This is a genomic window from Legionella moravica DSM 19234 (assembly GCF_000423305.1).
GTDB classification, from domain to species: Bacteria; Pseudomonadota; Gammaproteobacteria; order Legionellales; family Legionellaceae; genus Legionella; species Legionella moravica.
This window is the reverse complement of record NZ_AUHS01000030.1, coordinates 1-13,272: the sequence shown is the minus strand read 5'-3', so window position 1 is coordinate 13,272 and position 13,272 is coordinate 1. Positions and strand designations below refer to the sequence as shown.

The following is a 13,272-nucleotide window of genomic DNA, read 5'->3' as shown; positions in this document are numbered from 1 at the left end:
CTCTGAATCTGAGTGTATATTACAGTTTTATTCTTAGTACTTCAGTAGGATTGCTATCCAGAGCATTGTCACATATATGCTCCGCACCTTCAGAGGTGTATAAGCGATTTAAATTAGGTTTTAAGGTCTCCAGTAAAACAATACTAGCGTTCTCTTGTCCGGAAAGGCATTTAATTTCCTGGACAATTTGACGTCCAACACCTAAACCACGAGACATTGGATCGACATAGATGAACCATATTTCATTCGTTTTTAGCTTATCTTGCCACCCATTATTGGCTTGATCTTCTAGCAGTTCGTTTACAAATTCTTTATTCTCTATTCGAAATGCGCCAACAACAAGTTCGTCATAAAACGCCAAATGGATTCGATCCGCATTTTCTGTCAGGTATTGCATACGATCTTCAATGGCTTGTTCGAGTTCTTTATATGTGCCGCCAACTTTGTCATGAATGTAACCCCACTCCTGTGTAAACCATTTGGTGACCAATTCTAAACAAGGCCCAAATGAATCAGGATTTACCTGATTTAACGTTTTGAAGGTTACCCTTGGTTTTGCTGTACTGAATAAAAGCATTTTTAACTCGATAATTAGAATAATTAATTCATTATACCAATTGTCTGTATAAAATATAATCAGTTGTGCGGCTTTTTTTTAAAAAAAAGGCTATTGAGCCGTTTATTGGTACATACAAGCATCAATGACGGGCAAAATAATGAACAAATTAATGTCGATTTGAATTGATTTAGTACCTCGGTTAAAATAGAGCGCATTGTGCTCGTATATTGTATTGCGGAGTTGAACATTAAGAATTTGATACCTAATGAGTTCTATTATACTCAAACCCAGCAAAGTCCGGAGTATACACGAACACCTACTGGAAATTTGTCTGTTATGCGTTTGATTGAATGCCAGGACGCTTATTGGATAAAGCCAATCAAACAGGTTAAAAAACAGAAAAAACTCATTGTCCAGGATTGGACCATTTCATATTGGACTGAGAGAAAAACCCGGATCGTGAAAGAAGCATTCAATGAGCTCCTCGACCAAGGATTTACTTTATATTTTCGGCATAAAGATTCGTTACAAGTAGTAACTCAATCTAATCTTGGTCATTTTTTGGATGAACGACACAATACAAAGCAAAGCTTTACTCATGTAAATAAGATTCTTAATGAATCGAGCATCATGCTGGGGTGTTCTATCGATGAATTGTTTGTACTGGATGATCACTGGATTTCGTGTCTTATTGAGCAGGATGCGGTGCCGTCGATACGTCGTTTAGATATTAATTATTTTCGTCGTCTTCCTTTACACTTGCACGACCCCTTCTTTTCTTTTATCAGGATTACGCAACCTTCGTTACAACAATTGATTGTTTATAAGCAAAATGTGCAAAATAACCTGCTAGTTCAGGAGATTCTCAAGAGGTTTCCCGATCTCAGCATTAATATGAAGCCGATACATATTTGTTTTCATAATCCAGAATATCAACGTTTGGCACCTTCTATCACTTTCTTAGGCTGTGATGATAGAATAAAACCAATAACTGCTCCTCTTCCCGTAATGCCAGAATTAATGGTATTTGCAATAAGGAGAATAGCCAGTAGCGAGAGCATTCGTCATTTAATGGCGGCTGCTCCGAATTTGGAGAACGTTTCAATAGATAATCTAAATCAGGAGGAACTGTTTGAATCCTTTAATAAAAACCTGACTTCAATTGAGATCATAAATTCCAGAATCACTACCCAGCAATATAAACAAATCATTGTTTCTTTTCCAAAGCTAAAAATACTCCAGTTAAGTTCATCAGTAATAGAAGGGGGTACTCTTTTTGATGGTTCTACTCCAAAGAATTTGAGCATTAATCTGCTTAGTTTACGGGATGTTACTATGCCCAAGAGCATATTGAATGAGCTTGTTCTTTGCTGCCCTGAACTGAAAAGCTTTATCTACTCCAATCCTGCAGGTGGGAGTCATGATGAAATCAAGAAATGGAATCTATCAAACCTCAATGAGATACATCTGAGTAATATACGATTTAAAACAGATGAATTAAAACATTTGATTTTAACCAATCCCAACCTCAAGAGCATGTCTCTTCAGTCATTATCATTATCAGGCTGTACGGACGATCTTCCTGTTTTAAGCCAACTGGAAATGTTGCATTTGGGATATTGTGTTCTGAATGAGGATGAATTGAATAACGTTTTTGCTTGCGCTCCTAATATTCAATATTTAGTGCTTTATTCAATAACAGATGGTAAAAAAAATCATTTCTTTCAAAATCATTCCAAATTTAAAAACCTCTCTCGATTGCACTCACTCACGCTCATCGAAGCAACATCACGGACAATAGAGAAAAATCTTATTCATCTTGTTCCTTTTTTAAGCCAGTTAAAGACCATTACATTGGAAGAGGATCCTTACAGACCTCTGGTATACATAGAGCAAATGAACAGAATGGGGGTTTCTGTAAAATTTCTTACTTGTAACAGGAAGGCGTCCCAATCTTCTGAACCAGAACGGACTCTCTATCAACAGTCAATTTCTTTTCATAATTATCGGTCCTTTTTAAATCACACTCCAACAGCTAAAGACTATATTTTTCAATACACTAAACCGAACGGTTCATTAAGCCAGTCCATGATCGTTCAACAATTAGCGCAGTACCTTACATTAAAACAAAAGGATGTTGTTTTTATTCCTAAAATAATGGATGGAATATGTACGCCCTTAACCCAGTTATTTACTCAGTTACATTTTTCAGAATTTAAACAGTTTGAAGCGAGGATATTGCAATGGGATGGTACTTTATCCTCGTTGAATCAGGTTTTAATTGAACAATTTGAATTGCTTTGGGAGTTGGTAAAAAATCATCTGTCTGGGAGATCTTCTGCCATACCCTTAACCTTTATTGGAGCTAATTTAGAGCAAATAGAGAACCAAAGTGTACCCTCTGTTCCTATCCATGAACTGGATGGTGATAACTGGGTGGACTTTATCCTGGAGCCGCTTAGATCTGAAGATAAAGTGAGTCATTCGTTATTCAGCAACAAGAATCTGGAGCGAAAGCAAAAAATAGATTCTTTTAATTCATTTCTTAAATCAGGATGCAGGCTTTTTAATCCCTGGCATGCTATCGCTATAAAACGAATCGATAAAGATCAATGGCAATTTTATGATCCCAATTCAATCGAAGGTGCTCAAACAGTACCCCGTCATAATTTAGCAAAATACATTAAACGGTCATTGGGAACACAGGTGTCGATAGAAACCGTCAATGAACTATTAGTGCCCCAAATTGAAAATTCTGATGCTTTTATCCAAAAAGGTGGACTTCTGAGTTTATGTGAATCATCAAATTATCAAGATATTTTGCAACTGTTAGGCCCCGACCAAGCATACAGCCCTGAAGCTCTTCAGGGCATTTTACTGAGAACTATGAAGGGTGTTCCAGCCTGGTATGAAGGATTATTTTCACCAAGAGCTGCAACATTAACACATCAATTACTGGCACAATTCATCCAAAAGCATCCTGTTGATTACCGGCGATTATTAACCAAGAGTGTGAAATTATTGACCCCGCAACAAAAAAGCGAATGCATTCAGCTCCTGACAAGTCAATTGCCAAGCTACTCTGCCTTAAATGCTCCTATTGATTTTCCTCCTGTACTGGGTTGTCAGGTAAGAGGAATTGAACACAGCTTATACGATGTATTGCACGATGTTTTGAGGGGAGCCGGTAATAAACATTATTTTAAGAACGAACTGAAAACATGGTATAGGCCAGTTGTGCAAATGCTGTCAACACAGGATTATTGCGAGTACTTGATTCAAGGAGACAGAATTAAAAATACACTGATTGAATTTGGTTCAACTCAGTCGCTTAATGCGTTTCGTCTTGCCTTGGAACTAATCGTAAAAAACAGGAATTATTCGGTTTATTATGCTCATTCTCCACAGGATTTAATCTGCTCCGCTCCTTTTATTCAACGCAATGGACATCAAGGTACATTACAAAGAGGTCCTGGAGGCGCGTTTTACGACTTTTTGATCAAAAGTCATAACAACAGTCTTCCTTCAATTTTGATTGTGAACTACGACACGTTTTCAGTTGAAGATTTAGTCCGATTTAATGGTCTTTTGGATAAAAAACGATGTGCAGATGGAGTTGCGGTTCCTGAAACAACACTGATTTTTGGCCTTATAAATATCAATAAACCAGATTGTTATCAAGGCTCTGATTTTTATTCACGATTTAACCGAGTTGAAAAAAACCCATTGTCTGAGGTCAGTCTGGCTGAATCGATAAATCGAATTCATTTTGTTGAACAGCAAGCATCTGCCCATGTTATTAATTTATTCAATAGTAGTGACTGGAAACAGTTGCTACTGGGATCATGGGTTTTAGAGGGAACTCGTTTGCGCTTTAAAGAGGGCGCATTGGCTCATCTTGAGGGAACTATTATTGAATTGCGCAACGCCCCATGGAATCATGATGAATTTAAACTGTTTTGGCAAGCAGCCTGTTATCCTGGGGCAACTCACTTTCCAGGAAGTAATTTACCCATTCCTTATAATCTTCAGTTGATTGAAAGTAATGGATACGATTTATCCGGGTTCATGCACCGATGTTCCATTACAAACACGAGTTTATCTTCTCAAGTGAGTGATGATTCTTCAGTTGAACATTCAGACCTTACTATTTTGAACTCATATAGCCTCTATAAATATTTCAATCATTATCAGTTCAGTGATGAATACCAGAGTCTGGTTCTAAAACCTGGCTTGATTGAGACTAATCAGGGTGGGGCACTCTCTGTTTGTTTAACTCATACAATTTCTGTAGATGAATGGGCTCGATTATTGACTGAATGTGAATGCTATCAAGTCTATTTGTATGTCAGTATTTCTCCAGGAGTTGTTCTTCCTGATGAGTTTCACGTGTCTGTAGAGACGCTCAGTTCAGTAACTACTCCATGGGTTGAGCGTCAAGAAGTGCATACCGAGGTTATTGTCAGTAACGACCCTGATTATACTCAGGCACTGATATTGAGTTTTCAACCTGATTGCTTGGTACTTGATGTATCTGAATTAAGTTCTGCTGATTTATTGGAGAGATTAAGTGGTTCGCTCAACAAGGACACGCTTGAATTTCAATTCAGTCGTCAGCCCTCTTTTTTGAAAGATACACTAAAAAATAACAAGCGTATTCTGTTAAAAGGAACGTGTTCTCAAGAATTGGAACAACAACTCGCATCATTATTAATGCAGCGCCAATTATTGGAGTCTGCTCCTGGACAATTAATTCTGCTGACTCAAAATGAGAACTCTTTTCAATTTATGCCCAGAACAACTCACAAAGTCAGTGCAGACGATTTAAGAGCCTTCTTCGGTTCTCTGCCACATGATGGCATTTCAGATACATTCATCACTTTGCGTGCAAGAAGACGATATCGGCTTGCATTTCCAGAAATGGACAGCAAGCAAGCCTGGGCTGGTATTAATAATTTGGAACCACAGTCTTTAAAATTAAAGGAACTTAATCCTTTAACCTCAGCCAAAGAAGTTATGAATTATGATGATGATCGTCAACAAAGAATCAGAGCCTTGTTATGCCATTCTCCTTATGTTCTGTTAACAGGATTTTCTGGTGCAGGGAAAACAACATTTGTTCTGAATGAATTGGTTCGAAATGGTGAAAAACTGTATGTTGGCTTTGATCAAATAAAAAACTGGATAGATGATAATGAGACCGATGATTATAGGTATTTGTTTCTTGATGAAGTGAATCTTGAGGGAAGTCAATTGAGCGTGTTTGAGGGCTTGTTTAATGAACCGCCTGCATTGTTAATTGATGGCGAAATCAAGGTGCTTTCTTCCCGACATAAACTGATATGCGCCGCGAATCCTTTGAGCTATGGTGGTGAGCGGAGAGTGCCAGCATTTTTTATGCGTCACGGTAATGCACTGGTTTTTGATCCTCTTCCGACAGCCTTACTCTATGAAAAAATTATTAAACCTGTTTTTGCCGCTCATCATTATTCAATGCCTCAGATTGAACAATTGAGCAAACAATTTCTTGAGCTGTATCGATTTCTGGTTGAATGCTCCAGCACCGATATACTGATTTCTCCTCGGGAGCTGCAAATGATGGCGTTACTCACGCTTAATTATCTCAGGAATAACCCAGAGGTTGATCCGGAACAAGTCGCTGCACATTATGCTTATACCCTTGGAGAACCATTAGTTCCTGAACAGCATCAAGCAGAGTTTCACGAAAGGTTCAAGCCGATAACACCTTTAATAATTAAGGCATCACATCAACAATATGATGGAGGCTCGCGAAAGGTCAAGTTTCAAATAACCCCATCCAGATATCCTGCACATCAACTTTTGACTGATTTGTTGTCTTTACATGAATTCCGGAAAACTCAAGCAGTAAATGATGAGCAACGCTATGGGGGACTGGGTGGTATCATTTTTGAGGGTGATCCGGGTCTTGGTAAATCAGAACTGGTTTTTGAAACATTAATTGAGCAAGGATTTAGAGAAGCAGAGGCGGATATAGAATACCAAGAAGGAGAAGCTGTTTTTTACAAAATACCGGTCAGCATGGACGTTGCAGAAAAGGAATCTTTGCTTCTCAAAGCATTTAATCAAGGTGCGATTGTTGTAATTGATGAAATCAATAGTTCCACCATGCTGGAACGATTATTAAATTCATTATTGATGGGTAGTGATTTAAATGGGAATCGTCCAACACGTCCTGGTTTTATGCTTATTGGGACACAAAATCCAAATACTATGGCAGGACGAAGGACCCTTGGTAATGCTCTTTCACGACGAATGATCACGCTGACCTTATCTGATTATCCGGCTGAAGAAATTCAATTTATTCTGGAACAAAAAGGTTATGGCAATCAAACGGCATATGATTTAACTGCGGCATTTAAAAAAAATCAACACTTGGCAGCTGAAAAAGAATTGACCCCTCGTCCAACTTTTAGAGATCTGATGATGTTTGCAAAAAAATTCAAAAAAGCTAATCCAACACTACAGAATAATAGCAGTGCCAAGCGTTCTTATATTGACAACAGATTGAGTCAGGAATCAGTTAAAAGAATAAAGCACGATATACCAGCTAGTGCGCAAGGGACAGAAGCATCTTCCTCCTCATCATCGTCGTCTTCTGCTGTATCTTCCTATGGACTGTTTCAGCCAGCAAATAATTCTTTAAATTGCAAACGAACACGGACAATGGTAGCCGCCGTCAAAGAGCCTCGTTCGCTTTAGGTATCTAATGAATTATCATTACACTCGAATAGGCCTGGCTCATTTTATTAGTTCTTTTTTAATTTGGTGCGCTTTTCACCATGCAGTGTATTACACCATTATCCAATTGAACTTCATTACCTCCAGAATCAGTCATAAATTGTCCAATATAGGTTTTACTCTTTTTATCAAATTGTGCAGAAATAAATAGTCTTGGGCGAGAATAGTCATCTTGATCCACAGCAATAAGAAGCAAATTATTGGGTCTCAGGCTGAATTGAATGACTTTAATGGGGTAATCAAAATCAACGGAAGGGACTGTACTTTTTTTGTGGGGTATAACAAAAGAAATAGGATCGTTCATTTCTTCCATAGAACATGTCACGGTGTTGACTGAGGCATAAGAAAGAACCGTTCCATACATGGTGATTAAAATACAAAAAATGAATTGTTTCATAGGGTTTCCCTCTAGTTTTCGCGTTTATTTAAAATGTAGCTGATATTTGATGAATCCCCAAGTTCATTTTGGGGGCAGTATATTGAGTGGGTTCCTCATGAATAATGTATTAACAGAATATAAAGCAGAAGGTATAATCTGTCTGCCCATAGCCTGTCCACAAAGAACATGATGAAGGCGCGTTTAGGAGTGTTCCTGAACCTGGGGCGTTTAGTCTGAAACTGTTTTATCCTGAACAATAACTGTTGAAAGAATGCTGGTGATAGGGATGTTGCTTTCTAAAACTTAATATTAAGAATAGGAAGATCATAAATGCTAAGAACTATCGAACTAAAGCATACCCGTCATTATCCACTTCTTCGCTTAGAAAAAAATGAACATGGTTTATACCCGGTTCCAACCATGCGTTGCGGCATTTTACCTTACATACGCCAAGGGAATGATATTATTTGGGGATGCGTCAGATCAAACCGTGTAGGACCTGTTACTATTACATTACCTGCAGGAACTCAAGACATTCATGTAATCAAAGATGAACGACGTTTTTCTTTGGAGGTAGGAAAACCTTTCCCTGATTTGGAGTATGATTTTTTAGCAGAATTCGTTGGGAAACTGTTTAGAGACCAAATTTATCAAGACATTGTCACTCGCTTAATGGAGCATCAATTTGAAGTTTATGCTGAAAATCCCTTGGTCACTGCCCTTCATGAAACACGTGAGGAACACGGTGTGGATTTGCGCAAGGAAGAGGGACGAGATCATCATTTATTAAATCGGTTAATACAATTACCCGTTCAAAGTCTCTCAGGAAAACGAGGAGCGAACGCACAAAGTTTTTGGGTTGCTGCGTTAGACAATCTTGATGGTATCGTTTTAAGTGATACAGTAAAAGTTGAAAATAAAATCAGGCGAAATTTTGGTCGAGTATTTTATGAACAAGGTTGCTGGGGCACTTTGTCTGATTTTAAAAATCAACTAAAGGAAGCAAGGACCTATTCCTCACATCCTACTGCTTCGTCTCATCAATCTGATTTAATCAATGGAGTTTTGGAGGCTTATGAAGAAAATATCGAACTGCTGGAGCGAATTGAGTTATTAATCAGAGCCGATTTTTTAAAATCAGCATTTCCTCGAGGATTGCATCCCTTTTTCTCAAGCCCTCCAAAAAGACACAAGCAAGATATCCAGGAAGTTCAAACGATTAAATCGGCTTTAAGGACTATCAGCTATGATACCTGGTTTGTCCTTGACCTGGATAATACGGTTATGGAATCAACTCTGGAGTTAGGAAGTGATCAATGGTTTACTTACTTGGCTGATTATGCCCTTAAGACTCTTCCTGAACCACGAGAAGCTATGCGATTAACGCTCTTGATATATTCTGCTGTTCAAGCTCACACTGTCACCAGGGCAGTAGAACCTGGAATGATCAGTATCATTAAGGCTCTTCAAGATATAGGGATACCTGTATTGGCACTGACAGCACGCGACATCACGATAAAACAATCTACGGTTCTTCAACTGGCGGGTATTGGAATTGATTTCTCTAGAAACTGTATTGATGTGAGCGATGACTCTTATGAGCAAGGAATTATTTTTTGTAATGGGAAAAATAAAGGAACAGTGTGGCAAGAATTCATGAAAAAATGTCCAAAAAACCCTGCACATATTGTAATGTTAGATGATAAAAAAAGACATTTGGAGCGTATGTCCGATGCAGCAAAGGCACTTGGTGTTAATTTTACAGGGTTGCGGTATGGCTTCCTTGATGAAAAAATCAGTTCCTTTGATATGAAGCTAGCGAATCATCAATTAGCTTATCTAACAAAGGAACTGCCAGAGGAGGTACAGGATGCAATAGTAAGCCTGAAACTGGTGCCTCATCTCCACGAGACTTCATATTCTGATTCTTTGTTTTCATCCAGTTTTTTTAATCCAGATGAGCGAGTCGGGTTTTTATCCGAACCTCACGTCAGGCCTGATTCGAGCAGAGCTTGTTCTTCGGTTAAATAAATGAAAGGGGCACATGATTACTCCCAAAATGAATCAAGGCCTCTTTGAGAGGCTATAACAAGATTTTTTAATCTTATGATCAAATAGTTTAGATTGAACTGAGATGAAGCTGATGGATGTACTTTTTGAGGCAATCTGAATAGATCAAAAATTGTACTAACTATCAGTGGCTTGTGATTCCAATTTTACATATTGAATGTTTTTTGTTCTATTATTAAAGGAAGCACACCAGCCTATATAGGGATATGGCATGTTATCACAAGTCGCTATTGGTGTTGTAAGAGTCCTAAACGGCGTACTTGAAAAGGTCAACGCAGATGGAGACGCTCGTATCGTTAAATCTGGTGCCCCTCTTTATCACGGTGATGTTCTTACCTTATTAAGCGGTGAGGCATACATACAAATCACCCATGATCCACCCAAAGAATTGGCTTTAAACAAACCATTCTCGCTAGATGGAATTTCGCTTGCTTTAAAACCCGGTATATTAAATTCGAATCAAGCAGTTATTCAAGGTTTATTCGGTGAATACAACCATATCTCTGTTTTTGTAAATAAACTGATTGCTTCTGGAGCATACTTTGACAAAACAGAGTCGGTCAAAGAACCTTTTTATTTGGATGTGCTCTTCAGTAACCGATTAATATCTTCTGGATTCATCCCGCCACCTTTGTTATTTGAGGATTTTGATGATTTCAAATCAACAATAAATCCACAGGCCACAGTATTCAAGCCAGTATCAGAGATAAACGATTCAAATCAGGCTTTGGTTATACCCAACATTTCTATACCTAATTCGATAATTAGTGGAATTTTTAAAGGTGATGTAACGGAGTTGGGTGGTGTAAATAATTCCCTTCCTGGAACACTAAAGTTTGAAGCCCAAATTTCTAGTATCAATGGTTTTATTCCTGGAAATCTTTCAGGGGCACTGGGTACATTTACCCTGGATACTTCTGGTAAATGGACTTATGAATTGAATCATAACAGTCTCTTAGTTGATTCGCTTAAAGCAGGTGAAGTGCGCGTTGTGACCTTTGACGCTGTAGCGAAAGATGGCACTATACAACAGCTAACGGTAAATATTCATGGCACAAATGACTCTCCTTACGTACTACCTGATAATGGCGTAGCGCTTGAAGACAGCGTCCTTATGGGCAATGTGTTAGTTAATGATAAGGACCCAGAAGGGGATGTTGTATACGTTACCAAGTTTAGAATTGATGGTGATCCCACATTATATCAAGCAGGACAGACAGCAAGTATTCTTGGCAGAGATCAGTTAACCATTCTTGCTAATGGAAACTACATATTTAATCCCCTGCATAACTACAGTGGTTCAATTCCAAATACGACCTATACCATTTCAGATGGAACTACAGAAAACAATAGTACTTTATCTTTATATGTCGGCTTGGTTAATGATGCCCCTGAGGGCACAAACAAAAACATATCCACTCTTGAAGATACTCCAATTGTTATTAATGCAACTGATTTTGGTTTTACTGATCCGGATGATTCCTCTGCTAACACTTTGCTTGCGGTTAAAATTAATTCGCTTCCAGTTGAAGGTGCACTTTATTTGAATGGAGTGATGGTCACTCCCGGGCAAATTATCAGTGGTGCAGCAATAAATGCCAATACCCTTGTTTATGTTCCTCTAGCAAATAGCAATGGCAGCGTTCAATTTACATTTCAGGTTCAGGATAACGGCGGAACTTTAAATGGAGGTATTGATCTCGACCCAACCTCTAATACATTGCGTATAGACATCACTCCTGTTGATGATGCCTTTAGTGATGCTAATGAAATATTGAGTACCGCTGAAGATATCAATTTAAACGGCAATGTGCTGACGGGTACTAGCAGTGTGGATGGTGCAGTGAGTGTTACTCATTTTAGTGTGGCAGGTGATCTGACTGTCTATAATGCCGGAGATATGGCTACTATTGCTGGAGTAGGTACTTTACGTATTGATGCAAATGGTCATTTCAGTTTTATACCTGCCCCTGATTACAATGGTCCCGTTCCTTTAGTTACCTACATGCTGAGCGACGGAAGCAGCAGCGATACCTCAACCTTGAGCATAGGTGTCACTCCAGTGGCTGATCCCTTTAGCGACGCAGATGAAGTATTGAGTACCGCTGAAGACACTATTTTGAATGGTAATGTATTGATAGGTACGAGCAGTGATGGCGGCACAGTGACTGTTACTGAGTTTACTATTTTGGGTGATTTAGCAACCTACGCTACTGGAGACACGGCTACTATTGCTGGAATTGGTAGTTTGCGTATTGATACCAATGGCGATTTTAATTTTATTCCGGCAGCCAATTACAACGGCTCGGTTCCTTTAGTGACTTATACCTTAAGTGACGGCAGCAGCGGCAATGTCTCCACTTTGAGTATAAATATCACGCCAGTGGATGATGCGTTTAGCGATGCCAATGAGGTAGTGAGTACTGCTGAAGACACTACTTTAAATGGCAATGTACTTACCGGAACGAGCAGTGTAGATGGTGCGGTCAACGTCACGCAATTTAGCGTGGCAGGGGATCCTGCAATCTACACTGCTGGAGATGCAGCCACCATAACCGGAATAGGCAGTTTGCGCATTGATGCCAATGGTGCTTTTAGCTTTATTCCGGCAGCCAATTACAACGGCGCGGTTCCAGTCGTTACCTACACTTTAAGCGATGGCAGCAGTACTGATACTTCAACCTTGAGCATAGACGTTACTCCAGTCGATGATGCCTTTAGCGATGCGAATGAAGTACTGAGTACGGCGGAAGACACCACTTTAAATGGCAACGTGCTGACCGGAACGAGCAGTGTGGATGGACTGGTTAGCGTGACGCAATTTAGTGTGACCGGAGATCCGACAACTTACATTGCTGGAGATACGGCCATCCTCGCCGGAGTAGGTACTTTACGCATTGATGCCAATGGTGCTTTTAGTTTTATCCCGGTAGCGAATTACAATGGCGCGGTTCCTGTGGTGACCTACACCATGAGTGACGGCAGCAGCAATGATACTTCGACTTTGAGTATCGAGGTTACGCCTGTTGATGATGCCTTTAGTGATGCGAATGAAGTACTGAGTACGGCGGAAGACACGACTTTAAACGGTAATGTGCTGACCGGAACGAGCAGCGTGGACGGTACGGTGAGTGTCACTCAATTTAGCCTGGCCGGCGATCCGTCTACCTATAATGCAGGCGATACGGCGACTATTGCCGGTGTAGGCGCTTTAAGTATCGATGCCAATGGTGCTTTTAGTTTTATCCCGGAAGCCAATTACAACGGGGCGGTTCCTGTGGTGACCTACACCATGAGTGATGGCAGCAGCAATGATACCTCGACTTTGAGTATCGAGGTTACGCCTGTTGATGATGCCTTTAGTGATGCGAATGAAGTGTTGAGTACGGCGGAAGACACCACTTTAAACGGTAATGTGCTGACGGGTACCAGCAGCGTGGACGGTGTGGTGAGTGTGACTCAGTTTAGCGTGGCCGGCGATGTG

General features: G+C 39.6%; 5 protein-coding genes. 3 read left to right on the top strand and 2 right to left on the bottom strand.

Going from position 1 to position 13,272, the window contains the following annotated elements; genetic code table 11:
- Window positions 1–19: 19 nt before the first annotated feature.
- Complete coding sequence (locus G543_RS18400) at window positions 20–577, bottom strand: GNAT family N-acetyltransferase (protein WP_051190653.1); 558 nt, start codon at window positions 575–577, stop codon at window positions 20–22.
- Window positions 578–775: 198 nt separating this feature from the next.
- Between G543_RS18400 and G543_RS0108305 the strand changes: the two genes are divergently transcribed.
- On the top strand, window positions 776–7,300 hold the full coding sequence (locus G543_RS0108305; protein WP_133141371.1) for an AAA family ATPase: 6,525 nt from the start codon (window positions 776–778) through the stop codon (window positions 7,298–7,300).
- A 58-nt stretch (window positions 7,301–7,358) separates the two neighbouring features.
- Here the strand turns inward: G543_RS0108305 and G543_RS0108300 are convergent, their stop codons facing one another.
- Window positions 7,359–7,736 carry a hypothetical protein gene (locus G543_RS0108300; RefSeq protein WP_028384113.1) on the bottom strand — a complete coding sequence of 126 codons (378 nt, stop codon included), beginning with the start codon at window positions 7,734–7,736 and terminating at the stop codon, window positions 7,359–7,361.
- 312 nt (window positions 7,737–8,048) lie between these two features.
- Between G543_RS0108300 and G543_RS18395 the strand changes: the two genes are divergently transcribed.
- Window positions 8,049–9,749, top strand: coding sequence for a DUF2608 domain-containing protein (locus G543_RS18395; protein WP_051190652.1), 1,701 nt, complete (start codon window positions 8,049–8,051; stop codon window positions 9,747–9,749).
- A 250-nt stretch (window positions 9,750–9,999) separates the two neighbouring features.
- The coding region (locus G543_RS0108290; RefSeq protein WP_028384112.1) for a tandem-95 repeat protein at window positions 10,000–13,272 on the top strand (3,273 nt) is incomplete at its 3' end.

What these genes read in the sequence shown, in the direction of transcription:
- G543_RS18395 (WP_051190652.1), top strand. Translation starts at nt 8,049, where the DNA reads ATGCTAAGAACTATCGAACTAAAGCATACCCGTCATTATCCACTTCTT.
- G543_RS18400 (WP_051190653.1), bottom strand. Translation starts at nt 577, where the DNA reads ATGCTTTTATTCAGTACAGCAAAACCAAGGGTAACCTTCAAAACGTTA.
- G543_RS0108300 (WP_028384113.1), bottom strand. Translation starts at nt 7,736, where the DNA reads ATGAAACAATTCATTTTTTGTATTTTAATCACCATGTATGGAACGGTT.